General features: G+C 41.8%; 13 protein-coding genes and 1 pseudogene. 10 read left to right on the forward strand and 4 right to left on the reverse strand.

Annotated features, from left to right (window positions below):
• The first annotated feature begins 153 nt into the window (after nucleotides 1-153).
• From ACN222_RS05435 to arsB, 5 genes are all read left to right on the forward strand, one after another.
• Complete coding sequence (locus tag ACN222_RS05435) at nucleotides 154-1,278, forward strand: CobW family GTP-binding protein (RefSeq protein WP_010995267.1); 1,125 nt, start codon at nucleotides 154-156, stop codon at nucleotides 1,276-1,278.
• A gap of 396 nt (nucleotides 1,279-1,674) precedes the next feature.
• On the forward strand, nucleotides 1,675-2,733 hold the full coding sequence (locus ACN222_RS05440) for a PstS family phosphate ABC transporter substrate-binding protein (protein WP_010995268.1): 1,059 nt from the start codon (nucleotides 1,675-1,677) through the stop codon (nucleotides 2,731-2,733).
• Nucleotides 2,734-2,793: 60 nt separating this feature from the next.
• Nucleotides 2,794-3,807 carry an ArsJ-associated glyceraldehyde-3-phosphate dehydrogenase gene (locus tag ACN222_RS05445; protein WP_010995269.1) on the forward strand — a complete coding sequence of 338 codons (1,014 nt, stop codon included), beginning with the start codon at nucleotides 2,794-2,796 and terminating at the stop codon, nucleotides 3,805-3,807.
• Nucleotides 3,808-3,909: 102 nt separating this feature from the next.
• A complete protein-coding gene (gene arsJ / locus ACN222_RS05450) occupies nucleotides 3,910-5,172 on the forward strand; it encodes an organoarsenical effux MFS transporter ArsJ (RefSeq protein WP_010995270.1) in 1,263 nt (420 codons plus the stop codon).
• 5 nt (nucleotides 5,173-5,177) lie between these two features.
• A complete protein-coding gene (gene arsB / locus ACN222_RS05455) occupies nucleotides 5,178-6,308 on the forward strand; it encodes an ACR3 family arsenite efflux transporter (RefSeq protein ID WP_010995271.1) in 1,131 nt (376 codons plus the stop codon).
• A gap of 223 nt (nucleotides 6,309-6,531) precedes the next feature.
• Here arsB and ACN222_RS05460 read toward each other — a convergent pair whose 3' ends face one another.
• Together ACN222_RS05460 and ACN222_RS05465 are read right to left on the reverse strand one after the other, a co-directional pair.
• Entirely contained in the window at nucleotides 6,532-7,527 is a 996-nt protein-coding gene (locus ACN222_RS05460) for an iron-siderophore ABC transporter substrate-binding protein (RefSeq protein ID WP_010995273.1), read from the reverse strand.
• 233 nt (nucleotides 7,528-7,760) lie between these two features.
• A complete protein-coding gene (locus tag ACN222_RS05465; protein ID WP_096637245.1) occupies nucleotides 7,761-10,391 on the reverse strand; it encodes a TonB-dependent siderophore receptor in 2,631 nt (876 codons plus the stop codon).
• A 423-nt stretch (nucleotides 10,392-10,814) separates the two neighbouring features.
• Between ACN222_RS05465 and ACN222_RS05470 the strand changes: the two are divergent.
• Nucleotides 10,815-11,066 (forward strand): annotated as a pseudogene (locus ACN222_RS05470) (arsenic resistance protein); the annotation flags it as partial.
• Here ACN222_RS05470 and ACN222_RS05475 read toward each other — a convergent pair.
• A complete protein-coding gene (locus tag ACN222_RS05475) occupies nucleotides 11,060-11,398 on the reverse strand; it encodes an ArsR/SmtB family transcription factor (RefSeq protein ID WP_010995276.1) in 339 nt (112 codons plus the stop codon). The pseudogene ACN222_RS05470 and the gene ACN222_RS05475 sit on opposite strands and share 7 nt — an antisense overlap.
• Nucleotides 11,399-11,495: 97 nt before the next feature.
• Here ACN222_RS05475 and ACN222_RS05480 point away from each other — a divergent pair, with 97 nt between their 5' ends.
• Nucleotides 11,496-11,948: an ArsI/CadI family heavy metal resistance metalloenzyme gene (locus ACN222_RS05480; protein ID WP_010995277.1), complete on the forward strand. Its 453-nt coding sequence runs from the start codon at nucleotides 11,496-11,498 to the stop codon at nucleotides 11,946-11,948.
• 64 nt (nucleotides 11,949-12,012) lie between these two features.
• Entirely contained in the window at nucleotides 12,013-12,408 is a 396-nt protein-coding gene (gene arsC / locus ACN222_RS05485; protein WP_010995278.1) for an arsenate reductase, glutathione/glutaredoxin type, read from the forward strand.
• 99 nt (nucleotides 12,409-12,507) lie between these two features.
• Here arsC and ACN222_RS05490 read toward each other — a convergent pair whose 3' ends face one another.
• Nucleotides 12,508-13,899, reverse strand: a complete 1,392-nt coding sequence (locus tag ACN222_RS05490; protein ID WP_044520813.1) for a carotenoid oxygenase family protein — start codon at nucleotides 13,897-13,899, stop codon at nucleotides 12,508-12,510.
• 144 nt (nucleotides 13,900-14,043) lie between these two features.
• On the opposite strand from ACN222_RS05490, the gene ACN222_RS05495 reads away from it, so the two are divergent.
• On the forward strand, nucleotides 14,044-14,682 hold the full coding sequence (locus tag ACN222_RS05495; protein WP_010995280.1) for a histidine phosphatase family protein: 639 nt from the start codon (nucleotides 14,044-14,046) through the stop codon (nucleotides 14,680-14,682).
• A gap of 93 nt (nucleotides 14,683-14,775) precedes the next feature.
• The gene (locus tag ACN222_RS05500) at nucleotides 14,776-16,284 is read left to right on the forward strand and encodes a UbiD family decarboxylase (RefSeq protein ID WP_096637246.1); all 1,509 of its coding nucleotides are present in this window, start codon (nucleotides 14,776-14,778) and stop codon (nucleotides 16,282-16,284) included.
• Nucleotides 16,285-16,622 lie beyond the last annotated feature (338 nt).

The following is a 16,622-nucleotide window of genomic DNA, read 5'->3' on the forward strand; positions in this document are numbered from 1 at the left end:
ATAGGCAATAATAGGATAAAGCAGCTGGACAAATATTCCAGCATCCCTATGCTAGTGTTTTCTGGACTATCTCCGCTACCATTTTGCCATTCTGCTCGAAACAAGCTGCCCTGAAAGTCCTCTCGTATCTTTTAATTTTGCGACCATATTGCTATGCAATCAGCAGTCACCGATAATTCTCAACCAATGGATGCTCCTAAACAAGGAATGCCAGTCACGATTATTACTGGATTTCTCGGTAGTGGCAAGACAACTTTACTAAATCATATTCTCAGCAATCAACAGGGCTTAAAAACCGCCGTTTTGGTCAACGAGTTTGGAGAAATCGGCATTGACAACGAGTTAATTGTTTCCACCGATGAGAACATGGTGGAACTGAGTAACGGTTGTATCTGCTGCACTATTAATAATGATTTAGTAGATGCTGTATACAAGGTTTTAGAAAGGGAAGAAAAGCTAGATTATCTAGTTGTAGAAACCACTGGACTAGCTGACCCCCTACCAGTAGCCCTAACATTTTTGGGTACAGAATTGCGGGATTTAACCCGGTTAGATTCCATTATTACTGTAGTAGATGCAGCCAATTACAGTTTAGATTTATTCAACTCGCAAGCGGCTTACAGCCAAATTGCCTACGGTGATGTCATTCTGTTGAACAAGACAGATTTGGTTGATGAAGCCAGCTTGAATGATTTGGAAAGAAAAATCAATGAAGTTAAAGAAGGTGCGAGGATTTTAAGAACGAAGCGATCGCAAGTTCCCCTCCCTTTAATCTTAAGTGTGGGTCTATTTGAGTCGGATAAGTATTATGATGCAGCCGATGAGCATAGTCACGACCACCATGACCACGACCACGACCATTCAGCTTGTGAGCATGATCATCATGACCATGATCATTCAGCTTGCGGTCACGACCATCACGACCACGAACACCATCATCACCACTCCGACCATTTAGAAAACGATGGTTTCACCTCAATATCTTTCCAAAGTGATCAACCTTTTTCGATTCGCAAGTTTCAATATTTCCTAGATAACCAGCTATCCACAAATATTTTCCGAGCCAAGGGGATTATGTGGTTTGATGAAAGTCCCAAACGTCACATTTTCCACCTCTGTGGTAAACGTTTTACTTTAGATGATGAAGAATGGAAGGGTGAACCAAAAAACCAAATAGTGTTGATTGGTCAAAATTTAGATCGTGAAACCTTACTCACTCAATTAGAAAACTGCGTTTGTCTTCCTTCTACCAGCAGAGGTCAAGGTTTTGGGAAATAGAACGGATAAGCTAATGTGCGCCTAAATTGCATAACTACTAATAAGGGATGTTGACTGTTAACGGTTAACTGTTAACGGTCAACAGCCTTCACTATGGATTATGCAACTTAAAAGCAGAATAGCTTACTTGAGAACAAAAAATTCATATCTGGGGTAAGGGGATGAATAGACGTTGTACACAACATACATTATCTTCCCCCAGTACCCAATCCCCAATCCCAATCCCCAATCCCCAATCCCCAGTCCCCAGTCCCCAGTCGCCTAATTAATAACCTTTACTAATACATCAACTTTTATTGATGAATTTTTATGTAGAATAGCCTCACCTTGGTTGACATATCAATTTTTTTTGAAATGATATAGACATACCTAAATATCACCATAAAGGTGGGGTAAATGAAAACAACAGCAGAGAAATTGGCTCTCACGCTGGGGATTTTTGCTGTCGTCAGTGGTTGCACAGCTACATCTAACAACTCGACTCAATCTCCGGAGTCAGCAAAAGTCACCGAAGTTGCTAATTCAACAAAAGTAGCAAGTGTGACAGTTGACGGTTCAAGTACAGTTTATCCGATTACCCAGGCGATCGCTCAAGAGTTTCAAGCAAACTCCAAAAATAATCTCCAAGTTCAAGTGAATATTTCCGGTACTGGTGGCGGATTTGCCAAATTTTGTGCAGGGAAAACAGATATAAACAATGCCTCTCGACCGATTACGCAAGCAGAGATGGCAGATTGTAACCGCAACGGCATCAGGTATATAGAATTACCAGTGGCTTTTGATGCCTTAACTATCGCTGTGAATCCCCAAAATGATTGGGCAAAAGATATTACAATTGCCGAACTGAAAAAGATTTGGGAACCTGGGGCGGAAGGAAAAATTACCCGTTGGAACCAAGTACGGGCATCTTGGCCAGATAGACCATTGAATTTATACGGTGCTGGTAAACAGTCTGGGACATTTGACTATTTTACAGAAGCCATCACAGGTAAGGCGAAAGCCAGCCGTAATGACTACACGGCTAGCGAAGATGATGAAGTTTTAGTTGCAGGTATTAGTAAAGACCCCAACGCGTTGGGTTACTTTGGCTATGCCTATTATGAAGAAAACCAAAAAAGCTTAAAAGTATTAGCAGTTGATAATGGCAAAGGTGCAATCATACCATCACGAGAAACAGTAGAAAAATCCAAATATCAGCCCCTTTCTCGACCTTTATTTATCTACGTCAATCCTTGGTCATCCCAAAATAAAAGTGCAGTTTATCAGTTTGCAGATTACTACATTAAACAAGCGCCAAAAACTGCCAAGGCTGTGGGTTATGTACCCTTATCCAGTGAAGCTTACCAAATTAATTATGTTCACTTAAATCAAGGTAAAGCAGGAACAGTATTTGCTGGTAAATCCCAGTTTGATTTAACGCTTAGTGAATTACTACGCAAGCAAAAGCAATTTTAATAAATAGTTAACAGTTGACTGTTGACTGTTGACTGTTGACTAATAAAAATAGGAAAACGCATGAAAGTTCGTGTTGGTATCAACGGATTTGGTAGGATGGGGCGGCTGGCTTTGCGGGCTGCATGGGATTGGCCGGAACTGGAATTTGTGCATATTAATGAAATAAAAGGTGGTGCAGTTGCAGCAGCCCATTTGCTCAAATTTGATTCTGTTCACGGACGCTGGACACCAGAGGTAGAAGCAGAGGGGGAACGTGTCCTGATTGATGGTACTCCCCTGAGTTTTAGTGAGTATGGCAAACCAGACGATGTACCCTGGGAAGACTTTGGTGTTGATTTAGTCCTAGAATGTTCTGGCAAATTTCGGACTCCTGCAACCCTCGACCCCTATTTCAAGCGCGGGGTGCAGAAGGTAATTGTGGCTGCACCTGTGAAGGAAGAAGCCTTAAATATTGTCATGGGAGTGAATGACTATTTATATGAGCCGGAAAAGCATCATCTTTTAACTGCTGCTTCCTGTACAACCAACTGTTTAGCCCCAGTGGTGAAAGTGATTCATGAAGGTTTGGGGATTAAACATGGAATTATTACCACCATCCATGACAACACCAATACTCAAACCCTCGTTGATGCGCCCCACAAAGATTTACGGCGCGCACGGGCTACCAGTTTATCACTGATTCCGACCACTACAGGATCAGCAACAGCGATCGCCTTAATTTACCCAGAACTCAAAGGTAAACTCAACGGTATCGCTGTACGAGTACCACTGCTCAACGCTTCCCTCACAGACTGTGTGTTTGAAGTTACCCGACCAACCACAGTCGAAGAAATTAACGCACTCCTCAAAGCTGCATCTGAACAAGCACCACTCCAAGGCATCCTGGGCTATGAAGAACGTCCTTTAGTCTCCATCGACTACAAAGATGACCCTCGTTCTTCCATCATTGATGCCCTTTCCACAATGGTTGTAGACGAAACGCAAGTGAAAATTCTGGCTTGGTATGACAACGAGTGGGGTTACGTCAACCGCATGGTTGAACTCGCTCGTAAGGTTGCATTAAGTCTCAAATAGGGATTGGGTATCAGGTATCGGGGACTAGGTATTAGCTCAAAAGTAAATCCCCCAGTTCCCAATCCTCAGTCCCCAGTCCCCAGTCCCCAATCCCCAGTCCCCATGACTTCCACTACAGCTTCTAAAGCCAATTTCAAAAACTATATTCTCGTAACTCTAGCCTATTGGGGTTTTACCATCACTGATGGCGCGCTGAGAATGCTAGTGCTGCTTTATTTCAACAAAATCGGCTACACTCCTTTACAAATCGCCTCTTTGTTCCTGTTTTATGAAATATTCGGTATTGTCACCAACTTTTTAGGCGGTTGGATTGGCTCACAATTAGGATTAAAAGTTACTCTCTACACGGGCATTGGCTTACAGATTTTCTCTTTAGTGATGCTGGCATATCTAAATCCTAGTTGGGCGCAGTGGTTGGCTGTGATGTATGTGATGGCAGCTCAGGCGTTTTCAGGAATTGCCAAGGACTTAACCAAGATGAGTTCTAAAAGTGCGATTCGCTTGGTGGTTCCCCAAGATGACCAGTCTTCTTTGTTTAAGTGGGTAGCTATATTAACGGGTTCTAAAAATGCTCTCAAGGGAGTGGGCTTTTTTGTTGGTAGCGCCTTGTTGGGTTTGTTTGGCTTTGTCAATTCCCTGTTAGTTATGGCAGGGGGATTGTTACTGTTGATGTTTACTGGGTTAATGTTGCCTAAAGGTATGGGCAAAATTAAGAAGAAAGTTAAATTTAGCCAACTGTTTTCTAAGAGTCCAGAAATTAATATCCTCTCAGCCGCCCGTTTCTTTCTCTTTGGTTCGCGGGATGTCTGGTTTGTAGTGGCGTTACCAGTGTTCTTGCGCGAGGTTTTAGGTTGGTCGTTTTACCAAGTGGGTGGATTTTTGGCAGTGTGGGTGATTGGTTATGGCATTATTCAATCGTCTGCACCATCGCTGATTCGGCGATTTGGTTCTGGTCGTCCGCCACAATCAAAGACTATCCAATTTTGGACATTGACACTAACTGCGGTTCCAGCTGCGATCGCCTTAGCTTTGCAATTTGGTGTACCTGCTAATTTTGCCATAGTTGGGGGACTGCTCGTGTTTGGTGTGGTGTTTGCGTTCAACTCTGCGGTTCACTCTTACTTAGTATTGGCGTTCACCGACGATGACAAAGTAGCCCTGAATGTTGGGTTCTACTATATGGCAAACTCTGGCGGTCGATTAGCAGGTACGGTTTTATCTGGTTTGGTATATCAATGGCTAGGGTTGGTTGGTTGTCTGTGGACATCTACGTTTTTGGTATTAGGTGCAGCCGTAGTTTCCCTGAGATTACCAGATCCTAAACCAAGTAGAGCGAGCGCCTGGAAAGCTGGAGACGGAGATTAAAAGCAATGAGCCTGAATCAACAAACCAAAAGTAATCTCAGCTTTTTTGAAAAATACCTCACTTTGTGGGTGTTTTTGTGCATCTTTGTCGGCATAGCTTTAGGCAGATTATTTCCAGAGTTAGCGGTAAAACTAGATGCTATCAGTGTCTATCAAGTATCAATTCCTATTGCAGTATGTCTATTTTTCATGATGTATCCCATCATGGTGAAGATAGACTTTACGCAAGCGATGAATGCGCTGCGTACCCCAAAACCTGTAATTCTTACCTTGGTGGTGAACTGGTTAATTAAACCATTCACGATGGTGGCCTTTTCTCAGTTCTTTTTAGGCTGGTTGTTTCGTCCCTTAATTACGGGTACAGAATTAATTCGTGGTGGTGAAGTAGCGATCGCCAATTCTTACATAGCTGGGACGATTTTACTAGGGATTGCCCCTTGTACAGCAATGGTTTTGATGTGGGGTTATCTTTCCTATGGGAATCAAGGTCACACTTTGGTGATGGTGGCTGTTAATTCTCTAGCAATGCTATTTTTGTATGCACCTTTGGGAAGGTGGTTACTAGCAGCAAATGATTTAACTGTGCCTTGGCAAACTATAGTTTTATCTGTTTTAATTTACGTTGGCTTGCCATTAATTGCTGGCATATATAGCCGTTACTGGATTTTTAAATATAAAGGTAAAGAATGGTTTGAAAGTCGCTTTCTCAAATATCTTAGCCCCATTGCTATTACGGCTTTGCTATTGACTTTAATCTTGTTATTTGCCTTTAAGGGCGAATTAATAGTTAAAAATCCCCTACATATTTTGTTGATAGCTGTACCACTATTTATTCAAACTAATTTCATCTTTTTAATTAGTTATGTAGCAGCCTTAAAGCTGAATCTTGCTTACGAAGATGCTGCACCAGCCGCCTTAATTGGAGCTAGCAATCATTTTGAAGTGGCGATCGCTACAGCCGTAATGCTGTTTGGTTTGAACTCTGGCGCTGCACTTGCCACAGTCGTGGGTGTTTTAATTGAAGTTCCCGTTATGTTGATGTTAGTCGAGTTATGCAAACGTACAGCATCTTGGTTCCCCCGCCAGCCGGAAAAGGCAACTTTACGAGATCCACGGTGTATCACTTCTTTTCATTGAGGTAGTGTCAAAGCGTTTCTGTTTATCTTCTGTAAGAGGGAGAAATCATGAAAAAAGTCATGTTTGTATGTAAGTATTTGTAGGGTGGGCAATGCCCACCAAAATTGTGATACGGCGGGCATTGCCCACCCTACATATATTTCAGAAATCAAATACTAGTCCTATAGAAGTTGATTGATGTGACATCAACAGTGTTTATCTCACATCAAAATATTAGAATTTTTCATGATTTTCCTACCAGGTATTGATATAAATCATCAAGTATGGCATTAGCTGAGAGAATATTGCCAAATATCCAGTAACCTGAATCAACTGTGTATAATCGGTTGTTTTTAACTACCTTAAGTTTTTGCCATAAAGGGCTATTCTGATATTTTTGAAATTTTTCTTCCGAACCATATTCCAATGACGCAAACATTACATCTGCATCTAGCAATTCTAGACGTTCCATGCTAACAGATACAAAAGGATAGTCTGGAGTGGTAGAAAATTGATTTTGTCTTTCTGGAAAAGACAGTCCTACTTCTAAAAGGACACTACCAGGAAATGAAAATTTGGAACGAAGTTCTATTGTCTGACTCCAAATAGTGAAGTTACTAACAGAAACTTTGATTTCTCCTAATTGTTTTGCCACAATTGTTCGCAATTGTTCCACTCGTTGTTGATATTGGGTGAGTGCTTTTTGGGCTTGTTCCCTTCTACCCATGATTTCGCCAATACGCAAGAACCTATCTTTCCAACGAGATTGGACGTAATCAAGTGTAATCGTGGGAGCTATCTGTGAAAATAATTCATAATCTTTTCTGCTAGTACTAGATGCAAGTCCCAAAATCAAATCTGGATGTAACAGCACCATTTTTTCTAAATTTGGCAGAGCTTCATTTCCTAAAATAATTGAAGCTATACCTTCAGCTTTACTGAATAATTGTCGTTCTCTGTTACCCCAGGCATTTACATTTGTTGCTACTGCTACTGGTTTTAAGTCAAGTGCCAGCAACACTTCTAAAATATCTTCATCCATTGTGATAATGCGTTGTGGCTGCAAAGGAATACAGGTTTCTCCTAAAGGATGCTTGATAACTCGGCACTCAGATGTTATTGGTTGTGACTTTGAAGATTTTATATTGTCATTTATATTGCTGTAGCAAGCTGTAACCAATACTAAAGCAAAGGTTATCAAGAAAATAAGTCGGTAATAATGGAGCAGTCGTTTCTTCATCGAAGAATTCCTAATTGCATTTTTCCATATGAATAATATTTTCTACACAGAACTGAATCTTTCTCCAAAGTTCTGTACACTCACAACCGCCAAGTAAATAAATCGTCTTATTTTTATCTACAAACACATCACCACTGTGAATTTTATGTCGTGTTTTTATGTCGTGTTGGAGTGTAAACATCCTACTAGAAATGATTTGGAGTTTTATCTAGCTGCTAACCTAAACAGTAGAATTAGAATTGCCAACCTAAAGTAAATTTCACCATCAATGGTGCGCCTGGGACAACGCTCAGAGCGTCGAAAGCTGTTTCAAAATATTCTGTATCAAATAAATTGTTGATGTTCAGGGCAGCTCGGAAATTATTACGACGGTAAAACATTGCAGCATCAGTACGGAAATAGCTTGGTAACTCAAAGCTATTAGACAGATCTCCTTGACGCTCTCCGATGTAGTACAGGCCTAAACCAAAACCCAAACCTTGCAAATTACCAGATTGAAGCTCATAGGTTGTCCATAAACTGAATGCGTGTTTTGGTGTATTGTTAAGTAAATTGCCCTCAAATTCTTGGTCTTGAGTCACTTTTGCATCAGAATAGGCATACCCACCAATAATTTTCCAACCTGGTAATATTTCGCCAGCAATATCTAACTCAATACCTTGACTTCTTTGTTCACCTGTCTGAATCAAGAAGCCTGGATTGTCCGGATCGTTGCTGAGTACATTAGATCGGGTGATTTGGTAAAAAGCCAAGGTGGTTGACAACTTCCTATCTAGCCAGTCTCCTTTGATCCCCACTTCGTACTGAGTACCACGTTCTGGCTGAAATAGCCGTTGATCGAAGCTGGTTCCTACTACTTGCGTAAATGAGCGGCTGTAGCTTCCATAAAGAGAGATGTTTTTAGTGGGTTGGTATACTAAGCCAATCCGAGGGCTAAAGGCTTCATCTTGCAGGAAATTTATAGTCTCACCATTATCATCTTCTTGTTTTTGGCTAATAATATCAAAGCGTCCACCCAACAAAATTTTGAAGTTATCTGCTAATGTCATTTGGTCTTGCAGGTAGATACCCAGTCCATCAGTATTAGAAATGAAGTTTGAACTTGGAGCGGATGAACCAATTGTCTGAGTTCCATAAACAGGATTGAACAAGTTGATTGGCTCTATTGCAAAATCTTGAGTATCACGGTTTCTGGTGTCATCTCTTAATAAATCAAAGCCAAACAGCAATTTGTGTGCGATGCTACCTGTCTTAAAATCACCAACTACGTTGGTGTTTAATACGTAAACATTTCGCGTACTTTCCAGCGATTGTGCAAACCGCACCAATGTCCGATTGTCTTCTAGCAACTCCAGTGGAAAGATAGCTTCATTTTGATACTCTTGGAATGCCGCCCGGAGGGAATTGCGAAACTGCCAATTTTCGCTAAACCTATGCTCAAAGTTGTAGCCAAGACGGTAAACTTGGCGGTCATTTTTGTCAAATGATGGTTCGTTAAGATTGCGACTTAGAGGAATTTCACCCTCAGGATTTGGCAAAACTGTACCCAGAGCAGGTAAGCCGTTATAGTTAGGATTCTTCGTAGATAGGTACTCTGCCTCCAAGGTTAGATTCGTATTTTTGTCAATCAACCATGTAAGAACCGGTGAGATAAAATACCGCTCATTATCAACGAAGTCAATGAAACTCCCAAGCTTGGAGGCCGATGCAGTCAGGCGATAGAGCAGCGTGTCATTGTCTCTGTTCAATGGCCCTGTCAAATCAACCCTACCCTCGTAAGTATCAAAACTACCGACAGTACCTTCAATTTCATAAAACGGACTACTGAGAGGTTGTTTTGTGACAATATTGACTGTACCGCCTGGTGAACCCGATCCAAATAGCGCACCGGCCGGACCTCTAAGAACTTCAATCCGTTCAATGTTAGCAACACCAGAACCTGCTGTGCCGATTGTTTCATCCCGGATTCCGTTGCGGAGGAAACTTTGACTGGAAAATCCACGAAAATTAAAGCTTTCAAATGCAGATACAGGTGCGTCTTGAGAAATTACACCTGGTACAGCCCGTAAGGCATCGGTTACACGTTGTACTTGTTGATCCTTTATAACTTCCTCAGGAACCACTTGAATGGAAAAAGGAGTATCACGGATAGGTGTGTTAGTTCTCGTCCCCCCCGTAGCATCCTCTACTTTATAACCATCTTGCTCACCGGTTACCACTAGTTCAATTGGTTCTTCTGATTCTGCTGATGGTTGTTCTGGTTGAACTTGGCTTTCTGGTTGTGCTGGTGTAGGAGCAGTAGGTGCAGCAACTTCAAAAATTAAACCTTGATCACTATCAAACAACTCTACAGAGGGTACACTCGCTTCACCAGTAACTGTAACTCGAATAGTATTTGCATCTTGATTAGTTACAGTTACTTCCGTAATTCCGTTTATGGGATTTTCTTGACGAAATATACTACCACCAGATAGGCGCAATTGGGCATTGGGGATGTCAGCAATATAGGCGTTCCCCTCATTTCTACCGGATACTTGCAGTTGATCCCCTTTGGTAGTTTGGAAAATTATATCTAGCCCTTTTTGGGAAGGATTAACTTGCACTCCCGTCACTTCGATGACTGAAACAGCAGGTGATGAACTCGGTGGAGGCGACTGTGCTAGCCATTGGACGCTTTTGGAGCGATCTATCTGATAAATTCGTGGCTGCTTGGTAATTATTGTGTTGATTGCTTGATTGCTTGTCTGATCTGAGGTAGTCTCTGTTTCTGTACTTTTTATCTCTTGACTCAAAGTTGGAGCTATTAACGACAACGTAAACGAGCCTGTAAACAACAGACTTTGAAGTAACAATTGCAGTCTCATTGATTTCCTCACACCAGGATAAAACACGTTAGTAACTATGGCTTAGAAGCTTAATGAAATTTATTAGCAACTAACTTATTTTCAATTAGACTATACATATTATCAAGATTTAGCAATACCTTCGCCAAAAAAAGAGTATGAAGATGTAGGGCTACCGCTACCGTCTTAAGCGGCTACAAAAAGGGCTGGAATGCAGACAGAATAAGCTTTGTAGCTCTTTAACCTTGTTGATAAGCAAGGAAGCTTATTAGGATTTAATATTAATAACTGGGCTACTAACTCGCTTGTTTCTTCGATAAAATTGACTCAGTTAGCTCCATATAATCAGATATAAAAACTATTAGTCCACCAAGCTAATTTTGCTAAGTAATACCTCTAATTGGTAAACTAGCCAAAAACAGGGGTGTAAGAGGGTGTTTCAATCTTGCTTACGAAGACGCTGCGCCAGCCGCCTTAATTGGAGCTAGCAATCATTTTGAAGTGGCGATCGCTACAGCCGTGATGCTGTTTGGGTTGAACTCTGGCGCTGCACTCGCCACAGTCGTGGGTGTTTTAATTGAAGTTCCCGTCATGTTGATGTTAGTCGAGTTATGCAAACGCACAGCATCTTGGTTTCCACGCCAACCGGAAAAGGCAACTTTACGAGATCCGCGCTGTATCACTTCTTTTCACTGAGGTAGTTTCAAAGCGTCTCGCAAAGCTTCTATTTGTTCTGGTATCAGTCGATAGTAAATCCAAGTACCCCGGCGCTCTTTTGCCAACAAACCAACTTCATACAACACCTTGAGGTGATGGCTGACTGTCGGTTGAGACAATCCCAAAGGTTCTGTTAACTCACACACGCAGGCTTCACCGCTTGGCTGATTAGCGATAAAACTCAGCAGTTGCAAGCGAGCGGGTTCTCCCAACACTTTAAAGATAGCGGCGGTTTGTACTGCTTCTTCATGCTTGATAAATCCTGAAAGTACCGATTTACAACAGTTAAACATTGGTTGAGGAAAGTTCATACTTTTATATTGACATCTATCAATATATCTGGCAACATATTGATGAAGACAAATATTGATAGATATCAATATTTAAATATTACTAGGAGAAAAACTCATGTCCGTTATGAAAACACACGTAGCCTTAAATGTCACCAATATTGAGAAGTCTGTAACATTTTATAGAGCCATGTTTGGCTTAGAACCAGTCAAGTATAAAACCGACTACGCTAAATTTGATATTCCTAACCCAGCCTTAAACCTGACACTGAATTTAACTAATAATGTGCAGATTGGTGGTGCATTGTCTCATTTAGGTGTACAAGTTGAAAGTACTCAAGAAGTACAATCAGCTATCGAACGATTTAACGAAGCAGGACTAGATTTATTTACAGAGGATAATACTGATTGTTGCTACGCTTTACAAGACAAAGTATGGGTAACAGATCCAGATGGGAACCGTTGGGAAGTTTTTGTGGTAAAAGTAGCAGATACAGCGCCAGAAAAGAATCTTGCAACAGTAAGTTCTTCTGGGGAAATTCAGGCTGTCAAGAAGTCATGTTGTGCTTAGATAATAACGATATTTAACAGAGGCGAAAATCGTCTCTGTTTATCTTCTGTAAGAGGGAGAAATCATGAAAAAAGTAATGTTTGTATGTAAACATAATTCTCGGCGATCGCAAATGGCAGAGGGCTTTACTAAAATATTAGGTAAAGATAATATCGCTGTGACTAGTGCAGGTTTAGCCGTTAGTCAGATAGATCCATTTGCCATAGAAGTCATGTCAGAAATTGGGATTGATATTAGTAACCAGACTTCTAAGCCTTTAGAAAATTTCCATCCAGAAGAGTATGACGCAGTAATTTCCTTATGTGGTTGCGGTATGAATTTACCAGAAGCTTGGGTATTACGAGATATATTTGAAGATTGGCAACTTGATGATCCTCAAGGAGAATCTATAGAAACTTTTCGCCGTGTGCGTGATGAGATTAAAGAAAGAGTGGTAAAGTTAATCGCATTACTCAACTAAATCAAAGCCTTTTGATTAACGCTTCTAGTACTAAACTGTATTTAATTAGGAGATAGGAAAGAATTTCTCCCTCATCTCCATCTCTGCGCCTCTACGTGATTAAATTCTCCTAAAATTCAACTGTTCCTCAGTAACCCAGATACCATGAAAACCGTAAGGTACTCGTTGGGGAAGTAGCACTCGCGCTATCGGTTCACTATTAATATCTTGGGCATTTATAACAACTAATTCAGAACTCTCTTCACCAGTATCGTAAACGTAAGTAATTAACCAGCCATCATCCTCAACTGTTGCACCAGGACGAGGTACAAAAACAGCTTCACTCCCATAACGTCCCTGTCCATATTCATAATTTTGAGACTTAGCATTGCTGAGGTCGTATTTAATTAAACCCTCAAACAAAGGTATAGAACCTTTTGCTAACCGACTAGTGTAGCCGTATTGCGTTGGTTGTCCTAAGAAATTTTCATTGATACGGGGAAATTCTGAGGCGACATCATCCAGCATTTCTTCATGTACTTTTCCAGTTTTGAGGTGAAAGCGCCAACGATGTAAACGGGGAATGTCTGCTTCTGGGTCGGTTTGGGAATCAGGGGAAGCTAGAACAGTAGTAGAACGCATGGGACAAGCAAAAAGTACTACTTCGTCTTTGTCTTCGTAGGCGTTGAGAGTGTGGAAAACGTAGCAAGAGGGAGCTTCAAACCAGCGAATCTGACTATTGTCGCCATGACGGGGTAGAATACCAAAGCGACTAGGGCGATCGCTCTCAAACATTAGCATGGGTTCTCCCCGTTGCATCCGTTCTACACTAAAAGTCAACGGTAAATCCATAAAAATTGTGTAGTTGGCAGTGATAGCAAAGTCGTGCATCATCACCCCCATAGGTAAATCTATAGGTACTGTTCGCACCAGTTCTCCTGTTGCGGAAACTACGCTGTAGTGTAGATATGGTGGTGCAAATGAGTAGCCGAAAAACATCATTTCCCCTGTCACTGGGTCTACTTTAGGATGGGCGGTAAAAGCAGAACTTAGCTGGTTATTGTAGGTATACTCACCAATGCTTGCTAAATCGGGAACTTGAATTGCGTAAGGTGCGCCGCCTTCCCATAATGCTAATAGTTGTCCTGCGTGCCAGATGAGGGCAGTATTACCAGTGTTTCTGCTAGGGAGTTCTGTCTGGGGTGGTTCCATCAATCCTGTCCAGATGGCTTGACCCGCCTCATGTTCAATTTGCCATCTTTGAGTGCGGACGTAGCGATTGCGATAAGTAGCTTTACCGTTGCTAATTCTGACACCGTGTAACATCCCATCACCATCAAACCAGTGATATTGTCCGATGGGTGTCCATTGGGGGTTCGGGCCGTTGCGGACAAACATCCCTGATAATTCCGGAGGTAGTTCACCGATAACTTTTAAGGTGTCAGTAGTAATTTCTTCGTGGACAGGTGCAAAATTACCCTCTAGATAGGGATTGACGGCTGTTGTGGTCATGGTGTTGGATGAGAAAGTGAGTGAATCTTTTACCATCTTAGCGATTGTGTTCCGCCCACTGTGCTTTCTAATACCCAGGTTAGCCGTCCACAGACATTAACTAATTGTTCGCATTCTGACATTGAAAATAAGTGAGAATCAAAAGTGAGCCTAAATCTTTATTTACTTCGTCACGGACAAACAGAATGCAGCCGTAATAATGCCTTTTGCGGTTCAATCGACTCATCACTGACCCCAGAAGGTTTGGAAATGGCAAAAGCTTTTGCGTCTACCTATAGTTCAGTCTCTTGGACAGCTATTTTTTCCAGTCCCATGCAGCGAACTATGGACACAGCCAAACCTTTAAGTGAAGCAATAGGAATTAAACCAGAACTGCGGGATGGTTTAAAAGAAATTAATTACGGCCAATGGGAAGGCAAAACCCCAAAACAAATCAACCAAGAATACCACGATGATTATATTCGCTGGTCGGCTGACCCTGCGTGGTATGCTCCTACTGGCGGAGAAATGGCTATCACAATTGCATCTCGCGCTATGGGAGTAATTGAAGAAATTAAACATCTGTATACTAGTGGCAATGTTTTGGTAGTTTCTCACAAAGCCACCATTAGAATTATTTTGTGCAGTCTGTTAGGAATTGATGTTGGACGTTTTCGCTATCGTTTAGGATGTCCAGTCGCTTCAGTTAGTCTTGTAGAATTTACTGCTCACGGCCCCATTTTACAGATGTTAGCCGATCGCACTCATTTAAATGAGCATTTACGCAACTTAGCGGGAACGTAAACTAATCCCCAGTCCCCATTTTCCATACAACAGGGCAGCAATGGCTAATAATATAAGAAGGCGCTTCACACTTCTTAATTATTTAGTTTTACTATGGCCAGAGATTTACGAGGATTCATTAAAATTTTAGAAGAAAGAGGACAATTACAGCGAATTTCCGCTTTAGTTGACCCAGATTTAGAAATTGCAGAAATTTCTAATAGAATGCTGCAAAAAGGTGGGCCGGGCTTATTATTTGAAAATGTCAAAGGCGCATCTTTCCCCGTTGCTGTCAATTTAATGGGAACGGTGGAGAGGATATGCTGGGCGATGAATATGCAGCATCCCCAAGAATTAGAGACTCTGGGTAAAAAGCTGAGTATGCTGCAACAACCAAAACCACCCAAGAAAATTTCTCAGGCGATAGATTTTGGTAAAGTGCTGTTTGATGTGTTGAAAGCGAAACCGGGACGGGATTTTTTTCCGGCTTGTCAGCAAGTGGTAGTTCAAGGTGATGATGTAGATTTAAATACGTTACCTTTAATACGTCCTTATCCTAGTGATGCTGGCAAGATTATTACCTTAGGACTAGTGATTACTAAAGATTGTGAGACAGGTACGCCAAATGTGGGGGTGTATCGCTTACAACTGCAATCCAAGAATACGATGACCGTACACTGGTTATCCGTGCGGGGTGGGGCGAGACATTTACGCAAAGCTGCTGAACGTGGTAAAAAATTAGAGATTGCGATCGCCCTTGGTGTAGATCCTTTAATTATCATGGCAGCCGCCACACCCATTCCTGTAGATTTATCAGAGTGGCTATTTGCTGGATTGTACGGCGGTTCTGGTGTGCAGTTAGCCAAATGTAAAACTGTAGATTTAGAAGTTCCCGCAGATTCCGAGTTTGTCTTAGAAGGAACCATTACACCAGGGGAAATGTTACCAGACGGCCCCTTCGGCGACCACATGGGCTATTATGGCGGCGTGGAAGATTCTCCCTTGATTCGCTTCCAGTGCATGACCCACCGCAAAGACCCGATTTATTTGACTACATTTAGCGGTCGTCCACCCAAAGAAGAAGCGATGATGGCGATCGCACTTAATCGCATTTATACCCCAATTCTACGGCAACAAGTCTCAGAAATTGTTGATTTCTTCCTGCCAATGGAAGCATTGAGTTACAAAGCTGCGATTATTTCCATTGATAAAGCATACCCTGGACAAGCAAGAAGGGCAGCCTTAGCTTTTTGGAGTGCTTTACCCCAATTCACATACACCAAATTCGTCATTGTCGTCGATAAAGACATTAACATTCGTGACCCGCGTCAAGTAGTATGGGCGATTAGTTCCAAAGTTGACCCCACACGGGACGTATTTATTCTCCCGAATACACCATTTGACACCTTAGATTTTGCCAGTGAAAAAATTGGTTTAGGTGGACGTATGGGAATTGATGCAACTACTAAAATTCCCCCAGAAACAGACCACGAATGGGGTGCGCCTTTAGAATCTGATGCAGATGTAGCAGCGATGGTTGAACGACGATGGGCTGAGTATGGTTTAGCAGACTTGCAATTAGGAGAAGTTGACCCCAACTTGTTTGGTTACGATATGAAATAGAACGCCAATTACGCATTAACGTGACGTGAGTTAACTTGAGTTCGATGACCTCTCTCCAAACCCCTCTCTCTTGAAAAGTTCTGATCGGAGGAAACCTCCTCTCAGACTTTTCGCTCCTACTCGGCTACGGTGTACACACATCTTTGTGCTGGGTGCAAAATGTGGTTTGATCCCCCTAAATCCCCTTAAAAAAGAGGACTTTGATTCTTTTTCCCCCTTTTTTAAGGGGGCTAGGGGGGATCAAAAGGTTATGGGGCTAGGTTATTAGACTTGTGTGTACACCGTAGGACGTGGAGAGGTTTGGAGAGTTGTTTTTTAGATTCGTCAAATCACGTTAA

It is taken from the genome of Anabaena sp. FACHB-595 (assembly GCF_048568275.1).
Taxonomy (GTDB): domain Bacteria; phylum Cyanobacteriota; class Cyanobacteriia; order Cyanobacteriales; family Nostocaceae; genus Trichormus.

What these genes read in the sequence shown, in the direction of transcription:
- arsB (WP_010995271.1), top strand. Translation starts at nt 5,178, where the DNA reads ATGAGCCTGAATCAACAAACCAAAAGTAATCTCAGCTTTTTTGAAAAA.
- ACN222_RS05480 (WP_010995277.1), top strand. Translation starts at nt 11,496, where the DNA reads ATGTCCGTTATGAAAACACACGTAGCCTTAAATGTCACCAATATTGAG.
- ACN222_RS05490 (WP_044520813.1), bottom strand. Translation starts at nt 13,899, where the DNA reads ATGACCACAACAGCCGTCAATCCCTATCTAGAGGGTAATTTTGCACCT.
- arsC (WP_010995278.1), top strand. Translation starts at nt 12,013, where the DNA reads ATGAAAAAAGTAATGTTTGTATGTAAACATAATTCTCGGCGATCGCAA.
- ACN222_RS05445 (WP_010995269.1), top strand. Translation starts at nt 2,794, where the DNA reads ATGAAAGTTCGTGTTGGTATCAACGGATTTGGTAGGATGGGGCGGCTG.
- arsJ (WP_010995270.1), top strand. Translation starts at nt 3,910, where the DNA reads ATGACTTCCACTACAGCTTCTAAAGCCAATTTCAAAAACTATATTCTC.
- ACN222_RS05475 (WP_010995276.1), bottom strand. Translation starts at nt 11,398, where the DNA reads ATGAACTTTCCTCAACCAATGTTTAACTGTTGTAAATCGGTACTTTCA.
- ACN222_RS05460 (WP_010995273.1), bottom strand. Translation starts at nt 7,527, where the DNA reads ATGAAGAAACGACTGCTCCATTATTACCGACTTATTTTCTTGATAACC.
- ACN222_RS05465 (WP_096637245.1), bottom strand. Translation starts at nt 10,391, where the DNA reads ATGAGACTGCAATTGTTACTTCAAAGTCTGTTGTTTACAGGCTCGTTT.
- ACN222_RS05440 (WP_010995268.1), top strand. Translation starts at nt 1,675, where the DNA reads ATGAAAACAACAGCAGAGAAATTGGCTCTCACGCTGGGGATTTTTGCT.
- ACN222_RS05435 (WP_010995267.1), top strand. Translation starts at nt 154, where the DNA reads ATGCAATCAGCAGTCACCGATAATTCTCAACCAATGGATGCTCCTAAA.
- ACN222_RS05500 (WP_096637246.1), top strand. Translation starts at nt 14,776, where the DNA reads ATGGCCAGAGATTTACGAGGATTCATTAAAATTTTAGAAGAAAGAGGA.